This is a genomic window from Pontibacter sp. 13R65, assembly GCF_047525655.1.
Taxonomy (GTDB): Bacteria; Bacteroidota; Bacteroidia; order Cytophagales; family Hymenobacteraceae; genus Pontibacter.
The window spans coordinates 102090-117930 of sequence record NZ_JBLIQL010000016.1 but is presented as its reverse complement, the minus strand read 5'-3'; the positions used below and the strand labels follow the sequence as shown (position 1 = coordinate 117930).

Sequence of the window (15841 nt, the reverse complement as noted above, 5' to 3'; positions counted from 1 at the left end):
TCTATAACCGGAAAAGGAGGCATTCAGCTCTGGGCTACATGACTCCTTGCCAGTATGAAAACCTCCTATACAATCAAACAGTGGCTGCCTGAAAAAAGTCTCCAGTAAAACATTGCAATTCCAAATATAGCTTCAGCTGCCTTACAAGGGCTACGGAAAGTGCAGTAGGCAGTAAAAAAGAATTTCTGTACATTTGAATAAACGAGATTTATTAATATTAATTCATTATGGCACATAGCATCATTAATTCTAAAAAAGCACCAGCTCCTATCGGGCCTTACAGTCAGGCAACTTTAGCGAACAACACCTTATATATATCAGGGCAAATTGCTTTAGATGCTGAAAGCGGACAGCTTATAAATGAAAACATAGAAGCTGAAACGCATCAGGTTATGAAAAACCTTAATTCCATTTTACAAGAAGCCGGTATGGGCCTCGAGCATGTAGTTAAATGCTCTATTTTTGTAAAAGACCTAAATAACTTTGGCAGAATAAATGAAACCTATGGTAGCTACTTTAAAAGTAACCCGCCTGCCCGCGAAACTGTAGAAGTGAGCCGTTTACCAAAGGATGTAAATGTAGAAATTTCCTGCATTGCCACTAAATAAATCAATAGGTTTTGCTTCAAGGAGGATGCATTTGATAGTTGTCTTGTTAAGATAACTTAGTTTCCTATCGAAAAGAAGTTTAACAACAGAACCTGAATTCAAAAACTAGTAACCGGCATGGTCCACCCTTTTAATAGGGGTGGACCATGCCGGTTTTTAATAATAGGCCAAAGTAACTTACTGCTATCTGTCTGCAGATTAAACACGTCACACCTCCTCATCTCACTTTTGTGGTTCTCAGTATCTGAATCTGATACATCAGCTAACGAGAAAAATATTCGTTTATGTGGCATCTAATAGTCGGTTTGTTTGGTTACCTATATTGTAAGAACATACCTATGTACTTCTAATGCTTATGGGCAAAAGCTGACCTATTTATTAAACTATAATTACTCTCTTAGGTGCAGGTATTATATATTATATAAGTTGCACAGTAACATCTAAAATACACTATTTAGGAGGAGAAGTGAAAATATTTAATATTGATTTGAGCTAAATATTACAAAAAAAACTATCTTTATTACAGGGCCTAGCTGTTGGCTTTAGAAGCTATTGTGTAAATATACTTTAAGGATATGCAAAATGGAGACATTAAGTGGGATTGGAAAATTGACAACAAAACAAGCTTTTGGAGTCATAGCATAAAGGAGCTTTGGTCATATCGCTATTTACTTGCAGGTTTAGTCAGGAGAAACTTTTTAGTAAACTATCAACAAACAGTCTTAGGACCGTTGTGGGTACTCATACAGCCGCTTATAACCCTGGTTACTTATTTCTTTGTATTCACGAAGCTGGCAGGAATTTCGACAGGTTCCTTGCCTCCGGTATTATTCTATTCTTCTGGTATTGTTCTTTGGAATTTCTTTAACGACAGTTTTTTAGGTACATCAAATACTTTTAAAGACAATGCTAACATCTTCAGTAAAGTTTTTTTCCCACGCATAATAATACCCATTTCTATTATAAGCACGCAATTTCTAAGGTTTATAATTCAGCTGCTCATGCTGCTGACAATGGTAGTATATTACTATATTTTCTTAGAACTGCCTTTGCAACTTAGCATATGGTCATTTGCCTTTCCTGTAGCTATTCTGGGAGTTGGAGCCTTTAGTTTAGGAGTTGGGCTTCTATTTTCGATTCTAACAGCTAAATACCGCGATTTAAATAACATTGTTTCTCTAGGTATTCGCATGTTCATGTTCGTAACTCCGGTTATTTATCCGTTAGGATTTGTCTCGGAGAAGGTGAGATGGATCGTGCAGCTAAACCCTTTATCGTCTTTATTTGAACTGTTCCGGTTATCCTTGCTAGGAGAAGGATTTGTGACAGTATTACAGCTACTCTATAGCTTTATTTTTATTTTATTTACCCTAATAGGAGCTGTGCTGTTCTTTAATAAACAAGGAGATAAACTTATAGATATTGTTTAGAAGAGGTGCAAGTATAGAAGATTTCTCTGGATAGTCACCTAGCATATACATATATCTTAGGATATCATATTAAAAAGCTTTTAGCCGAAAATGTATCGAATATGGGTGCAACAGGAGCTGGGCTNTTGTTTAGAAGAGGTGCAAGTATAGAAGATTTCTCTGGATAGTCACCTAGCATATACATATATCTTAGGATATCATATTAAAAAGCTTTTAGCCGAAAATGTATCGAATATGGGTGCAACAGGAGCTGGGCTTGATGATAATGCACCATAAAACAAGCTGCTATAATGCCCTGTCTATTATTTTAACGTAGTGTAGTGAGTACACAAATTCAGTTACTTCATTTTTTGAATTTTACTGAAGGGTGTCGCTGGCTACTAAAATGAAGTATGATCTATGCTAGAGGCTGAAAAGCTAAGTTCGTCTAACTTTTATTTAACAGAAATTGAAAATGACCTGCATCCCTACCTCTCCTCCGCTTGTAGCGCCACTAGCGCAGGATGAAACAAGACCACTGTGGTCTGTGATGATACCTGTGTATAATTGTAGCCAGTTCTTGCAGGAGACATTAGAGAGTGTACTTACCCAAGATATACCGGAGCAGCAGATGCAAATAGAAGTGGTAGACGATGCCAGCACAGATACAAACGTAGAAGCAATGGTTTACCGCATTGGTAAGGGACGTATAAAATACTTTAGACAGGAACATAATGTAGGTAGCCTTACAAATTTTAAGACCTGTATAAATCGATCCAAAGGAAGGCTAATACACCTTTTGCACGGTGACGATAGAGTTAATTTGGGCTACTACCAGAAAATAGAGGAGCTTTTTAGCTTATATCCAGAAGCTGGTGCAGCTTTTTGCCGTTACCGCTGCATAAACGAAGAAGGCCAAAAAGTTTATGATAAAAGCCCCGAAATGAAGAAGGATGGAATCTTGCAGAATTGGCTTTTGACAATTGGGGAGCGTCAGCGTATACAGTATGCGGCAATAACCGTGCGTAGAGAAGTTTATGAGAAACTAGGAGCGTTCTATGGTATAGAGTATGGCGAAGATTGGGAGATGTGGGTGCGCATTGCACGCAATTACCCAGTTGCTTACTCACCAGCTATTTTAGCCGATTACAGAAAGCACACAATGTCTATATCTAGCAATAAGTATTTGTCTGGCGAGTACCTGCAGGATCTTCATCGTGCTATGATGCTTATTCAGCAACACCTTCCTGAAGAGAAGAAAAAAACTACATTGCAGAAATCAAGAAGGTATTATGCGCGCTATGGTATTCAGATCGCGGAGCAGCTGTGGCATAAGCTTCATAATAGACAAATCGCAAACACTCAAATAGACCACGCTTTAAGTTTGTATAGGAGCCCAATAATATACTGGATGATTTTAAGACTGCATTTGCAATTTTTTTTGAACAGATAGCTTATGAACTATGGTGTAACAGTAGTCATCTGTACCTATAATGGAGCTACACTTCTTCCTGAAACTATCCGCCACATCGCTCACTTGCGTGTACGGCCCGAGATTGAATGGGAGTTTTTAATCATAGATAATGCTTCCACAGATAACACCTCTGAAATTGCTGCTGCTGAATGGGAAAAGAGTCAATGTAAAGCACCGTTCTCTTTGCTGTATCAGCCCAAACAAGGACTAACATTTGCACGGGAGTTAGCGCTCGAAAAATCCAAATACGAATTCGTGCTGTTCTGTGATGATGATAATTGGCTTAACCCGGATTATATAAATGTAGCTTATGACCTAATGCTGCAATATCCTTCTATTGGAGTACTAGGCGGCTGTGGGGAACTGGTTTTCGAAGTATCGCCTCCTCCATGGGCAGTAAAGTATAACTTGTTTGCTAATGGACCACAAGCATCAAAATCTGGAAAAGTAACTCGTAATGTGGTGTATGGAGCGGGGTGTGTTATGCGAAAGTCAGCTTATAACATTCTGTCAAGAACTGGATTTAAGTCTATGCTCACAGACCGTCTTGGAAAAAGCTTGTGTGCAGGCGGGGATTATGAACTTTGCTATGCCATTGCCCTGGCTGGATATGACATCTGGTATGACCATAAATTAAAGTTTAAGCACTTTATGCCAAAAGAGAGAGTAAGTTGGGATTACCATGTTCGCTTTTTCAGAGATGGAGCAAAGAGCTTTGAAGTATTAGTTCCTTATCGTATCCGAATTAATAAAGGAAGTAAAAGTATGCTGTCCTTCAATATCAAATTTCTTGCTATTCTAATTTCTTATGCAAAGAAACTGCCTTCATTACTTGTAGAGAAGATTAGCTTACCTGAAGGATCTGAGGAAGAGAAAATTAATACGCTAAAACTAATCTCCCTTAAGTCTAAACTTCTCACCTTAACCAAGTATACTATTATGAAAGAGAATTTTTTAAAATTGTTAAAGTACGAACAGGGAGAATTCAATGTGTTTAGAACCCATAAAGAAAACTTAGGTCCTGTTTCTAAAAGAAACACCCAACTAAAATAGCTTATTGACTTCCGCTTATACATTTTATAAAATGCTTCTTTGCCTGCACTTTAATAGTTTGGCCTTTACCGTTACTACATCCGGCTATGAAGCTGGCAGCGATATATTACAACAAAAATAATGCAGAGTACTGTAAAACCTGAGAGTTTAACAATACCCTGCAAAATGTAAATACCTTCTCAGACTAACGTTACTCAAATAATAGCTAATTTTAATGTTGATGCTCCAATTAGACTTGCCGCCACAAGCCTGTCTGGCATCACTATTTTTCTAAGCCTGCTCTTGTCATAGCTTTGATAGCCTGTGGTGTATCTAACCATAAAGAAGCATTGATGGGATAGTTAGCAAAAGCTACCTGTTGCTGTTTATCAAGTATCTTTACAAGTTCATTTTTAAATTCAGATGTGGCTTCTTTAAGTTTAGCTTCTTGCAGTGTTGGGGCATTCTGATATTGTGAATATATTTCCTGTACAGTTAGCATGGTTTTTTCGTTAAGAGTCTTGAGTTTCAAATACTCAGCATCGTACAGGTAAAGATTCTTAGCCATCAATCTGGTTAACTCCAAACATTGTTTTGCAGTTTCGGGAGAGAGGCTTTTAGGTGCATCCTGGGCTACAGAAGCTGTGGTAATGCTAAAAAATAATACAAAAGCGAAGCATAAAATTTTCATAACAAATTAGATTTTAAAAGGTTGGAAGTTTATGATATAAATGCTCATCTAAGAAACCAGCATATTCTGACCTGATATTGTTAAAAAATTATGCCACCTTAAAAGCTTTACTTGTTGGATTAATTAATTTATATTAATGTGTGTCTTTTATAAATAAATACTTGCTATAGTTATTGATGCACACTTTAGGAATGTTCAAGTTTTTACATGATAAGTGCCAATTTGATTCTCTTTTTCCCAAATTGACCAATAGGAAAGTGCTAAGAAATATATAAGTGCTTATAAATCTTAATGATAGCTATCGCCTGATTTTGTATTTACTCTAGATGCACAAACTGTTCAATACATTTTTGATGAATAGCTTTAAACCTTATCCTATCTTCCATGAAAGTATTAGTGCTGTCTACTCCTGAAATGGCGGTAGAATTCAAAGCAAAATTTTCGCAACCATTTTTTGGTCAAGCTCCTCTTTTTATTACGAGTTATAATGATATGGCCATCTGCGTGGAAGGGGTAGATATTGTTTTCGATTTTTTGTTAGCAGGGAATAGGGAGAAGCTAGTGTTCTATACAACAACTCAAAAGTTGGTCGTCTTTTGCCATGCTGTAACAATTCAATTGGCAGAATTGCTGCGGAATTACACTGGGAGTTGCACTTTTATTGGTTTTAATGGGATGCCTTCGCTCTTTAACAGACCTGTGCTAGAGGTAACGCTGCTGCATAAAAATGATGCTGCTGTTTTAAAAAATGTCTGCCAGAAGCTTTTAACTCCTTTTATACTAACAGAGGATCGTGTTGGTATGGCTACACCCCGCATACTTTGTATGATCATCAACGAAGCGTTTTACAGCCTTCAGGAGAAAATAGCTTCAGAACAGGATGTTGATTTGGCTATGAAGCTTGGTACAAATTATCCTGCCGGACCTTTTGAGTGGGGGAGTCGGATAGGTTTAGAAAATGTTTATCAGGTGCTACAGGCGGTGTATTCCGACACAAAAGATGAGCGCTATAAAATATGCCCCCTGCTTAAGACTATGGTGCTTAAGAAAACTTCAGTAGCCATGTAAGGGTTATAGCCTGCCCTAAGCTTAGATAGGCTCTTAAGCGCTCTGGAAGGCTAGTTTCATTAGAATAATTTAGTTGTTGGTGTGCTAGTTGCTGGATTATTAAATTGCTTAACGCTTGGCCATAGATAGCCGCAAAGCTGCATAGCCCTTGCGGGTGCTTAAGAATTCCAATTCCAGAAAAAGTTTAGGGTCTAACATCTAGTTTCTAAAACTAATGAAAAGCCTCAGGAAGGCCATTTTCATTAGAATAATCAATGGAAAGTAATTGCTGTAAGAAATTTTCGGGCTAACGCATAAAAAAAGGATGCTGTAGAGGCATCCTTCTTTTATGCGTTAGTATCTGTGAACCTTATTCAACCGTAACAGATTTCGCTAAGTTACGAGGTTGGTCCACATTGCAACCACGCATTACCGCAATATGGTAAGACAGAAGCTGAAGTGGGATAACAGAAAGTAATGGAGCAAGATGTTCGCTAGTTTCTGGTATCTCAATTACATGATCAGCCATAGAAGGAATGGTGGTGTCACCTTCAGTCACGATAGCAATTACTCTTCCTTTGCGTGCACGAACTTCTTGCACGTTCGATACTATTTTCTCATAAGAGCTGTCTTTGGTGGCGATAACCACAACTGGCATTTGCTCATCTATCAAGGCAATAGGTCCGTGCTTCATTTCAGCTGCCGGATAGCCTTCTGCATGAATATAAGAAATCTCTTTTAGCTTCAGAGCGCCTTCTAGTGCTACCGGATAGTTATAGCCTCGGCCAAGGTAAATAAAGTTGGTCGCGTCTTTAAACTTCTCTGAAATGGCCTGGATCTGCTCATCAAGAGCCAGCGCTTTCTCCACTTTAGCCGGAATGTTTTCCAGTTCAGCCATCAGTTGGTGCAGCTTAGTGGTTTCTAAGGTTCCACGCTTAGCTCCCATTATCATAGCAATAAGGGTAAGCACTGTTACTTGAGCTGTAAACGCTTTTGTACTAGCTACTCCGATTTCTGGGCCAGCGTGTGTATAAGCTCCTGCATCCGTGGTGCGTGCAATAGAAGAGCCTACTACATTACAGATACCAAAAATTGTGGCTCCTTTAGATTTTGCTAATTCTATAGCTGCCAGCGTATCTGCTGTTTCACCAGATTGTGAAATAGCAATTACTATGTCGCTTTCACGGATAATCGGGTTGCGGTAACGGAACTCAGAAGCATACTCCACTTCTACCGGAATCCGGGCAAAGTCTTCTATCAGGTACTCTGCCACTAAGCCTGCATGCCAAGAGGTTCCACAGGCCACAATCAGTATACGCTCTGCGTTTACAAACTTATTCTCAAATTCTCTAAAGCCACTCATCATCAAATGATTGCTTTCAGAGATCATACGTCCGCGCATGCTATCTAAGATAGAGCGTGGTTGCTCAAAGATTTCTTTGAGCATAAAGTGCTCATAACCTCCTTTTTCAATAGACTCAAGGGCCATCTCGAGGCGTTGCACGTAAGGTGTTTGCTTTACGTCTTCCTTAGAGCGTATGTCTAACTCTCCATTTTTGATCACAGCCATTTCGTGATCTTTCAGATACACCACATCATTGGTATACTCAATAATAGGAGTAGCATCAGATGCCAGGAAGTATTCGCCTTTTCCTATGCCTAATACCAAAGGGCTTCCTTTTCTGGCAGCCACTAATTGGTCTGGATCTTCTTTTGAGAGTACTACAATGGCATAGGCTCCTACTACTTCATGCAAGGCAAGCCTTACAGCCTCAGCCAAAGAACAATTGCTGTTCTCTCTAATATCTTCAATCAGGTTTATAAAGACCTCTGAGTCAGTTTCGCTCTCAAATGTATGCCCTTTGCTTAGCAACAATGTTTTAAGAGCCGCATAGTTCTCAATAATACCATTATGGATGATGGCTATTTTTTTTGAGCTCGAAAAGTGTGGGTGCGCGTTTACATCATTAGGCTCACCATGGGTTGCCCAGCGAGTATGTCCCATCCCAATGTTACTGTGAACATCTTTATCTTTCAGGAATGCCTCTAGTTCACTTACTTTGCCCTTCTTTTTGTAAACGCTTAAGGTGCCGTTCATTAAGGCAATGCCAGCACTATCGTACCCGCGGTATTCAAGACGCTTAAGACCTTTGATGACAATAGGGCAAGCTTCTCTATGACCTACGTATGCTACTATTCCACACATGAGTATTTATTTTGTTAATAAAATCAGATCAAATTTACGAGTGCAAATCTGATGTTCAAACTTATTATTGATTAAGTTTTGAATAATAAATCAACAACTTAATAGGTGCCGTGTCAGTATTGCTGATGATGGTTCTAAAAGGACGTGAATCTGGTACAATCTGGCGAGCACCAGTTTGAGGGTCAGGTGGAGTAGTTCTTCCTGTGGTCAGCAACAAGCCATTGTTTTCCTTCTTGCCCAAAAGCAACGCTTGTATATAAGGTGTAATGTTCAGGCTATAGTGCTTTTTGCTTGCATTATAATTTACTGAAGAAGGGGCAGCTGTTGTGGTAAAACTGTAAACGTCCTGAACTGCTAATGGTACACCACTTGCATTTTGTAGAATGCGGTTTGTTTGGTTTGTCTCGTACAATACAAAGCCCGGATGAGCAGGGAAGCTTGTTGAAGACGCATTCTGTATGGGCAGAATAAGTTCCGCTCTGTTGATGATGATATTGCCATGGTGAGTTTTAAACTGCTCCAAATACGGAAATGTGAGTTTGGTGAGCAGTTGCGTGTTCGCCTGTACAAAGCTAACACCATCTGTTTCCTGCGAAGGTAAATAGCCTTCTTTAACAAGAGATGCGATGGCCGTGCCAGACCGATCTGCAGTTACGTTGTAAAAGTTTCTGTTATCGGCACCTCCCAAAGTGAAGCGGTGCTCCTTGATAGCGGTATCAGCATCAACTTTATATTTTAAGGAGAGGCTGGTACTAGCTGAGCTTAAGTTTAATGCTAAAATGCTTGCAGGTTCCACGTTAGGAGATACTATAGCAATGCCCTTCAAAAACTCATCAATAAAATTCTGACGGGTAGATAAAGCACTCGTACCCGATTTTGAAAGAATCTCACGGGCGAAATCTAAAGACATCTCGATTTTAACTACTTCTGCCGAATCTTTTGTTGCAAGCGTGAAGATTCTAGGGCGGAAAGTGCCTGTGCCAATAGGTGTGGCTTCGTAGGGTAGGGTCGTGTTAGAGTAATATGACCCTCTGCTGCTAAAGCCCTCTGTTAACCTGTGCACATTCAGTGTCAGGTCGCTGTCTTTATTTCCGTAGATTAAGGAATAGTCCAGAGTTAAGGTCATAGACACAGGCTGTGGGTTAGAGCCAAACGTAAGGTCAGTACCACCTAGCCCAACTTCAGTAAACGTAGCAGCCCTGGTAGTCCCTAGAACCGGATCAGAATAATATCCTGCCAGAAACGGGGATAGCCTGAAGGTAGAAAGAGAGTCTTCTAAAAGAACTGTTCCGGAATTTATGGTTAAAGTATCTGTAAAATCAGTCCCGATGCGGTTGTTATCCTGCAGCTCAAGCCCAATCTCAGATGGGTCTTCGCAGGCTGTTATAGCAACTAAGGAAAAAAAGAATAGAAGGTACCTCTTAACGGCTAAGTTCATTATACAAGTTAAAGTAAGAGTCTAATAAGTTGTCGTCGGCGCTTATGGTGTTGATGTTTTTGGTAAGCATAAACTCGCTGAACAAAGCATCAATGTTCTCGCTGAAATTTTCGTTTGTTTTAATTACAGAGTCCGCATATTCCATACCTACTTTAATAAAGCTATCTAAATCGCCAGACTGCAGGTTTTTCAGCATGCTGTCGTCAATATCCAGCATTTTTACTTTCTCTAACAGGCTAGTGCTAAACTTGTGCTTATACTCGTGGTTGTAAACCGTAAAGATCGATTTTGCATCCTTGAAGATCGGATCTTTCTTATAAGTTGTTTTCAGGTACATCGGGATCAAGCCTGTCATCCAATCGTTGCAATGCACGATGTCTGGCTGCCAACCAAGTTTCTTCACTGTTTCAAGCACACCTTTGCAGAAGAAAATAGCTCTCTCGTCGTTATCTTGGTGGAATTTATTGTTTTTATCAACGAAAACGGACTTTCTATGAAAATAGTCTTCGTTGTCAATAAAATAAACTTGTAATTTGGCATTCGGAATAGAGGCGACCTTAATTACAAGTGGTTTTTCGTCGTCTCCGACAGCGATGTTGATGCCAGAAAGGCGTACTACCTCATGCAAGCGGTTTTTGCGCTCATTAATAATGCCGAACCTAGGAACAAAAATGCGGATTTCCATTCCCCGCTCCTGCATACCTTGTGGCAGTGTCTCTAAAAACTCTGCTACTTTAGTGGTTTGCAAAAAAGGAAGGATTTCTGTGGCGGCGTATAATATTCGCAATTTAGACATGAGTATGTTATTAAAAATTATTAAGCAAGAGAAATGGGACGTGCAAAATTAGTAATTTTTATTCTAATTTTCAATTTTATCTGTTGCAACTTACTTTTGCAGTCTTTTATATTTTTAAAGTATAATACTATTTTATATGCAAGTTATAGAGCAGGGTAGTGCTATTCGCTCAATAGTACAGGCACTGCGGTGCAGCGGGAAGAGTATAGGCTTTGTGCCTACCATGGGAGCCCTGCACGAAGGACACCTGCAACTGGTTCGTGCCGCAGCCCTGCAAAACGATGTTACCATTTGTAGCATCTTCGTAAATCCAACTCAATTTAATAACCCGGACGATTATAAGTTGTATCCACGCTCGCTGGAGCAAGATACAGCGGCGCTAGCGGAGGCAGGTTGCCACTACCTTTTTGCGCCTTCCACCTCGGATATGTATCCAGAACAATCGGTGCTTCGGTTTAGTTTCGGAGTGTTGGAGGAGGTAATGGAGGGGGCTCACCGCCCGGGTCACTTTAATGGTGTTGCCACGGTTGTTAGTAAGCTCTTTCATTTGGTGCAGCCTCACAGGGCTTACTTCGGTCAAAAAGATCTGCAGCAAGTGGCGGTGGTGCGGCAGTTGGTTATAGGGCTTGGGTTCGACCTGGAAGTTGTTTGTTACCCTACTATCCGTGAAGCAAGCGGACTAGCCATGTCCTCACGCAACAAGCGGCTCAATTCTGAGCAGCGGGAGCAGGCTGCGCAGCTGCACCAGGCCTTATTGCGGGCGCAAGTGCAAATCAAAAACAAGTCGGCTGCTGCCATTCAGGATGACATAGCAGCTTATTTGGCTGAAGTGCCACAACTGCAGCTAGAGTATTTTGAAATAGCTGACCCAGCTACACTACAGCCTGTGCCAAACCCTGGGGCAGCAGCAGAAGTGGCATTATGTATTGCGGCCTATATAGGCCCGGTTCGCCTAATTGATAACATGATCGTGAAGCCTGGGCAAGTAATTTAAAAAACTCCACAGAGACATATCAGGTAGTTTGCGCGGATAGTAATTTTCCAGCATAATACATACCTTTGTTTTTTATTAAATACAAAGCCATGCAAATTGAGGTTTTAAAGTCTAAAATCCACCGTTGTAGGGTTACACAGGCCGAACTGCACTACGTAGGCAGTATCACAGTAGATGAAGACCTGATGGATGCCGCCAATATTGTGGAAAATGAAAAAGTGCAAATCGTAAATATTAACAACGGGGAGCGCTTTGAAACTTATGTTATAAGAGGGGAGAGAGGCACAGGCACTATTTGTTTAAATGGGCCTGCCGCCCGCAAAGTACAAGTAGGTGATATTGTCATTATCATATCTTACTGCTCTATAAACTTTGCTGATGCTAAGGCTCACAAGCCTACATTAGTATTCCCTGACCAGCACAACCGCATTGTTTAACCATTCCCATGAAAAGGGTATCATCCATCTTAAAGTACAGCTCTTTTCTAGGTTTATCCGTCTTCCTGATGTGGTATGCACTGCGGGAGTTGGACTTTGAGAGAATGTGGGTAGAATTGCAGCAGGCAAATTACATCTGGATAGCCTTATCTATGGCCATGGGAGCAGCTGCTTATGCCAGCCGCGCTTACCGCTGGAAAATGCAGATAATGCCGACAGGTATCCTTCCGTCTTTTGCCAACACCTACAATGCTATGATGGTTGGCTACCTGGCCAATCTCGTGTTACCGAGGATGGGGGAAGTAGTACGCTGCAGCATACTAAAAAGAACCGATAATCTGCCAGTAAACAAGGCATTCGGTACAGTAATAGCGGAGCGGTTCATCGACATGATCATGCTGTTGTTTTGTATAGGACTAACCTTCCTTTTCGAGTTTGATCAAGTTCTTAATTATTTTTTGGGCCTTTTCTCTGATCAGTATAACAGCCTGGAGAAAAGCTTTAGCTCCCTCTATTTGCTGGGTATATTCTTGTTAATTGGCATAGGCGTTTTGGTGGGTATTGGGGTGTTGTTTTTGAGCAAACTTAGAAATAACGCCTACTTTAAGAGGGTTGTGTTGTTTGTAAAAGGCATGCTGCAAGGTATCTTTAGTGTAACTAAAGTAAAAAATCAAACTGCTTTCTGGGGCCATACCATTTTTATCTGGCTATTATATTTTGGAACTACATTAGTTGTTTTCTATGCCTTGCCGGCAACCTCGGGGCTTCCGGCTACAGCAGGCTTAACTGTGTTGGTGGCAGGTACCTTAGGAATGGCGGCTCCTGTACAGGGCGGTGTGGGTACTTACCATCTGGCTGTACAGGCTACTCTTGTGCTATATGGTGTTCCAAAGGAGGCAGGTATGGCCTATGCCTTATTAGCACATACCTCCCAAACACTTTTGGTTGTTATAATGGGAGTGCTTAGTTTTATAGTCACTATGCTACGGCCGGTAAAACCGGTGGCAATGACAAGCGAAACTAATGCACCGATTCATGAACTCGAGCGATAAAATAGTTACCCTATCTCAACTGCAAGACCTATTGCAAACCTGGCGAAGCCAGAGCCAAAAAGTTGTTTTCACTAACGGCTGCTTCGATATCCTACACCTTGGCCACGTTGATTATTTGGAAAAAGCCAGACAACTTGGCGATAAAATGGTGCTGGGTCTTAATACAGATGCCTCAATTTGCCGTATAAAAGGGCCTAGCCGCCCATTGCAAGACGAAATGTCACGGGCACGCGTTATGGCATCCTTATTGTTTATCGATGCTGTAGTGCTTTTCGACGATGATACACCGCTTAAGCTTATTGAGGCTGTGCAGCCGGATATATTAGTGAAAGGCGATGATTATAGCGTCGAAAATATAGTGGGGCATGAGGTCGTTATAGCCAGGGGAGGAGCCGTAAAAACTGTTCCACTGGTAAAAGGATACTCTACCACCAACATCGTAAAAAAAATAGAGGGTCAAGTAAAAGTAAATAAAGGTTAAGTAGAATTATGGGAATATATGTTATTGTAATTGTCTTTATGCTAGCCAGTATGTGGGTTAGCTGGCGTTTAAAAAGTAAGTTCAAGAAGTATTCTGAAATTCCGTTGCAGTCTGGTTACACAGGCCGAGAGATTGCTGAAATGATGCTGGCGGACCACGGTATTACAGATGTGCGTGTAATATCAGTGGCGGGCCGCCTTACAGACCATTACAATCCTGCCGATAAAACTGTGAACTTGAGCGAGTATGTATACGAAGCGCGTAGCGCCGCCGCTGCGGCTGTGTCGGCACATGAGTGCGGCCATGCCGTGCAACATGCTAAAGCCTATAGCTTCCTGAAGTTCCGCTCTGCCATGGTGCCTGCACTCAGTATTGCCTCCAGGTACATGCAATGGATTATCCTGATAGGTATTTTTATGCTGCAGACAACACCTATTCCGTTGGCGATTGGTGTAGGGCTGTTCGCTCTAACCACACTTTTTAGTTTTGTAACCTTGCCAGTAGAGTTTGATGCTAGTAAACGGGCTCTGGCCTGGATCGGTACCAACAATATTGTAAACAAGCAGGAGTATGCCATGTCAAAAGACGCGCTCAAGTGGGCTGCTATGACCTATGTGGTAGCTGCTCTCGGATCTTTGGCAACTTTGCTGTATTACGCGTCGCTGCTTCTAGGCCGCCGCGATTAGCAGATTAAATTCTTAGCTTTTTAAGTAAGCGCCTTCTGCCCTGGAGCAGAAGGCGCTTTTTTTGTGTGAGTGCAAAAAACTGAAGCCTGTAATTACGTATGCAAGCATATAATTTTATATCTTTAAATTGTTCGGCTTGCATAACAAATTGTGCTTATATAGTGTATGCTGCTACAATATGTACTTTAATTTGCCTCCTAAAAAATAATGGTAGTTAACTAGTTATACAGGTATGGACTTTCAACTAACAGAAGAGCATCTGGCAGTACAGGCTGCTGCCCGTGAATTTGCACAAACAGAATTGCTGCCAGGCGTTATTGAGCGGGATGAGCATCAGAAATTTCCAGCCGAGCAGATCCGGAAAATGGGAGAGCTTGGTTTTCTTGGCATGATGGTAGACCCTCAGTACAACGGCGGTGGCATGGACACCATTTCATATGTGCTGGCTATGGAGGAGATATCGAAAGTAGATGCTTCTGCCTCTGTAGTAATGTCGGTAAATAACTCTTTGGTGTGCTGGGGCATAGAGCACTACGGAACGGAGGAGCAGAAGCAAAAGTACCTCCCGCGGCTAGCAACGGGCGAGATAATAGGTGCCTTTTGCCTTTCAGAACCAGAGGCCGGCTCCGATGCCACTTCGCAGCACACAACTGCTGAGGATATGGGTGACCATTACCTCCTGAATGGCACCAAGAACTGGATCACAAATGGCAGCACCGCCTCCGTATACTTGGTGATAGCTCAGACTCACCCTGAGAAAAAGCACCGGGGTATCAATGCCTTGATAGTGGAGCGCGGAATGGAAGGCTTTGTGGTTGGCAATAAGGAGAACAAGCTAGGTATTCGCGGGTCCGACACGCATTCTCTTATGTTTACTGATGTTAAAGTGCCAAAAGAGAACCGCATAGGCGACGATGGCTTTGGCTTTAAGTTTGCCATGTCTACGCTTGCCGGAGGCCGAATTGGTATTGCCGCACAGGCACTGGGTATTGCGTCCGGCGCATACGAACTGGCGCTGAAATACTCGAAAGAACGGAAGGCGTTTGGAGTAGAAATTGCGAAACACCAGGCCATACAGTTCAAACTCGCCGATATGGCCACAAACATTGAGGCTGCCCGGCTGTTATGCCTAAAAGCTGCCTACCATAAAGACACGCATCAGGATTACAGCATGTCCGGAGCCATGGCAAAGCTGTTTGCATCTAAGGTTGCTATGGAGACAACAGTTGAGGCAGTGCAGGTGCATGGGGGATATGGTTTCGTAAAAGAGTACCATGTAGAGCGGTTAATGCGCGATGCTAAAATTACACAAATTTATGAGGGCACCTCTGAGATACAGAAAATAGTAATTTCAAGAGAATTGCTAAAATAGAGATAACCTTAAAACAACGCTCAACGCATATTTTGCCCCTAAATATAGTTTTCTGAATTTAAATTTATTTTTAAAAAATAATAAAAATAATTTTGAATTTTATAAAGATTAACCTTAG

Annotated in this window: 16 protein-coding genes; 12 read left to right on the top strand and 4 right to left on the bottom strand. The window is 41.3% G+C overall.

The window, feature by feature from the left end; translation table 11 throughout:
- The 5 genes from ACMA1I_RS17190 to ACMA1I_RS17170 all read left to right on the top strand — a co-directional run.
- On the top strand, window positions 1–92 hold a 92-nt coding region (locus tag ACMA1I_RS17190), incomplete at its 5' end, for an IS3 family transposase (protein ID WP_414703917.1).
- A gap of 135 nt (window positions 93–227) precedes the next feature.
- Window positions 228–608: a RidA family protein gene (locus ACMA1I_RS17185; protein ID WP_337069654.1), complete on the top strand. Its 381-nt coding sequence runs from the start codon at window positions 228–230 to the stop codon at window positions 606–608.
- Window positions 609–1183: 575 nt separating this feature from the next.
- Window positions 1184–2038, top strand: coding sequence for an ABC transporter permease (locus tag ACMA1I_RS17180; protein ID WP_337069653.1), 855 nt, complete (start codon window positions 1184–1186; stop codon window positions 2036–2038).
- 454 nt (window positions 2039–2492) lie between these two features.
- Complete coding sequence (locus ACMA1I_RS17175; RefSeq protein ID WP_337069650.1) at window positions 2493–3470, top strand: glycosyltransferase family 2 protein; 978 nt, start codon at window positions 2493–2495, stop codon at window positions 3468–3470.
- 3 nt (window positions 3471–3473) lie between these two features.
- A complete protein-coding gene (locus tag ACMA1I_RS17170) occupies window positions 3474–4544 on the top strand; it encodes a glycosyltransferase (RefSeq protein ID WP_337069649.1) in 1071 nt (356 codons plus the stop codon).
- Window positions 4545–4806: 262 nt separating this feature from the next.
- Here the strand turns inward: ACMA1I_RS17170 and ACMA1I_RS17165 are convergent, their stop codons facing one another.
- Window positions 4807–5214 (bottom strand): hypothetical protein, encoded by a 408-nt coding sequence (locus tag ACMA1I_RS17165; protein WP_337069648.1) that lies wholly within the window; start codon window positions 5212–5214, stop codon window positions 4807–4809.
- 384 nt (window positions 5215–5598) lie between these two features.
- Here ACMA1I_RS17165 and ACMA1I_RS17160 point away from each other — a divergent pair, with 384 nt between their 5' ends.
- Window positions 5599–6282 carry a 3-hydroxyacyl-CoA dehydrogenase family protein gene (locus tag ACMA1I_RS17160; RefSeq protein WP_337069647.1) on the top strand — a complete coding sequence of 228 codons (684 nt, stop codon included), beginning with the start codon at window positions 5599–5601 and terminating at the stop codon, window positions 6280–6282.
- A gap of 349 nt (window positions 6283–6631) precedes the next feature.
- On the opposite strand, the gene glmS is transcribed toward ACMA1I_RS17160, so the two are convergent.
- The 3 genes from glmS to ACMA1I_RS17145 all read right to left on the bottom strand — a co-directional run bounded on the left by glmS (window position 6632) and on the right by ACMA1I_RS17145 (window position 10701).
- The gene (gene glmS, locus ACMA1I_RS17155) at window positions 6632–8467 is read right to left on the bottom strand and encodes a glutamine--fructose-6-phosphate transaminase (isomerizing) (protein ID WP_337069646.1); all 1836 of its coding nucleotides are present in this window, start codon (window positions 8465–8467) and stop codon (window positions 6632–6634) included.
- A gap of 64 nt (window positions 8468–8531) precedes the next feature.
- Window positions 8532–9905 (bottom strand): DUF4270 family protein, encoded by a 1374-nt coding sequence (locus tag ACMA1I_RS17150; protein ID WP_337069645.1) that lies wholly within the window; start codon window positions 9903–9905, stop codon window positions 8532–8534.
- Window positions 9889–10701, bottom strand: a complete 813-nt coding sequence (locus ACMA1I_RS17145) for a glycogen/starch synthase (RefSeq protein ID WP_337069644.1) — start codon at window positions 10699–10701, stop codon at window positions 9889–9891. Before ACMA1I_RS17145 ends, ACMA1I_RS17150 begins: the two co-directional genes overlap by 17 nt.
- A gap of 136 nt (window positions 10702–10837) precedes the next feature.
- Between ACMA1I_RS17145 and panC the strand changes: the two genes are divergently transcribed.
- From panC to ACMA1I_RS17115, 6 genes are all read left to right on the top strand, one after another.
- The gene (gene panC / locus ACMA1I_RS17140; RefSeq protein WP_337069643.1) at window positions 10838–11695 is read left to right on the top strand and encodes a pantoate--beta-alanine ligase; all 858 of its coding nucleotides are present in this window, start codon (window positions 10838–10840) and stop codon (window positions 11693–11695) included.
- 89 nt (window positions 11696–11784) lie between these two features.
- Entirely contained in the window at window positions 11785–12132 is a 348-nt protein-coding gene (panD, locus tag ACMA1I_RS17135) for an aspartate 1-decarboxylase (RefSeq protein ID WP_337069642.1), read from the top strand.
- Window positions 12133–12140: 8 nt separating this feature from the next.
- Window positions 12141–13184, top strand: a complete 1044-nt coding sequence (locus ACMA1I_RS17130) for a lysylphosphatidylglycerol synthase transmembrane domain-containing protein (protein ID WP_337069641.1) — start codon at window positions 12141–12143, stop codon at window positions 13182–13184.
- The gene (rfaE2, locus tag ACMA1I_RS17125) at window positions 13168–13665 is read left to right on the top strand and encodes a D-glycero-beta-D-manno-heptose 1-phosphate adenylyltransferase (RefSeq protein WP_337069640.1); all 498 of its coding nucleotides are present in this window, start codon (window positions 13168–13170) and stop codon (window positions 13663–13665) included. The genes ACMA1I_RS17130 and rfaE2 overlap by 17 nt, the downstream gene beginning before the upstream one ends.
- An 8-nt stretch (window positions 13666–13673) precedes the next feature.
- A complete protein-coding gene (locus tag ACMA1I_RS17120; RefSeq protein WP_337069639.1) occupies window positions 13674–14351 on the top strand; it encodes a zinc metallopeptidase in 678 nt (225 codons plus the stop codon).
- 232 nt (window positions 14352–14583) lie between these two features.
- Window positions 14584–15723, top strand: coding sequence for an acyl-CoA dehydrogenase (locus tag ACMA1I_RS17115; protein ID WP_337069638.1), 1140 nt, complete (start codon window positions 14584–14586; stop codon window positions 15721–15723).
- Window positions 15724–15841: the final 118 nt, after the last annotated feature.

What these genes read in the sequence shown, in the direction of transcription:
- ACMA1I_RS17185 (WP_337069654.1), top strand. Translation starts at nt 228, where the DNA reads ATGGCACATAGCATCATTAATTCTAAAAAAGCACCAGCTCCTATCGGG.
- ACMA1I_RS17180 (WP_337069653.1), top strand. Translation starts at nt 1,184, where the DNA reads ATGCAAAATGGAGACATTAAGTGGGATTGGAAAATTGACAACAAAACA.
- ACMA1I_RS17175 (WP_337069650.1), top strand. Translation starts at nt 2,493, where the DNA reads ATGACCTGCATCCCTACCTCTCCTCCGCTTGTAGCGCCACTAGCGCAG.
- ACMA1I_RS17170 (WP_337069649.1), top strand. Translation starts at nt 3,474, where the DNA reads ATGAACTATGGTGTAACAGTAGTCATCTGTACCTATAATGGAGCTACA.
- ACMA1I_RS17165 (WP_337069648.1), bottom strand. Translation starts at nt 5,214, where the DNA reads ATGAAAATTTTATGCTTCGCTTTTGTATTATTTTTTAGCATTACCACA.
- ACMA1I_RS17160 (WP_337069647.1), top strand. Translation starts at nt 5,599, where the DNA reads ATGAAAGTATTAGTGCTGTCTACTCCTGAAATGGCGGTAGAATTCAAA.
- glmS (WP_337069646.1), bottom strand. Translation starts at nt 8,467, where the DNA reads ATGTGTGGAATAGTAGCATACGTAGGTCATAGAGAAGCTTGCCCTATT.
- ACMA1I_RS17150 (WP_337069645.1), bottom strand. Translation starts at nt 9,905, where the DNA reads ATGAACTTAGCCGTTAAGAGGTACCTTCTATTCTTTTTTTCCTTAGTT.
- ACMA1I_RS17145 (WP_337069644.1), bottom strand. Translation starts at nt 10,701, where the DNA reads ATGTCTAAATTGCGAATATTATACGCCGCCACAGAAATCCTTCCTTTT.
- panC (WP_337069643.1), top strand. Translation starts at nt 10,838, where the DNA reads ATGCAAGTTATAGAGCAGGGTAGTGCTATTCGCTCAATAGTACAGGCA.
- panD (WP_337069642.1), top strand. Translation starts at nt 11,785, where the DNA reads ATGCAAATTGAGGTTTTAAAGTCTAAAATCCACCGTTGTAGGGTTACA.
- ACMA1I_RS17130 (WP_337069641.1), top strand. Translation starts at nt 12,141, where the DNA reads ATGAAAAGGGTATCATCCATCTTAAAGTACAGCTCTTTTCTAGGTTTA.
- rfaE2 (WP_337069640.1), top strand. Translation starts at nt 13,168, where the DNA reads ATGAACTCGAGCGATAAAATAGTTACCCTATCTCAACTGCAAGACCTA.
- ACMA1I_RS17120 (WP_337069639.1), top strand. Translation starts at nt 13,674, where the DNA reads ATGGGAATATATGTTATTGTAATTGTCTTTATGCTAGCCAGTATGTGG.
- ACMA1I_RS17115 (WP_337069638.1), top strand. Translation starts at nt 14,584, where the DNA reads ATGGACTTTCAACTAACAGAAGAGCATCTGGCAGTACAGGCTGCTGCC.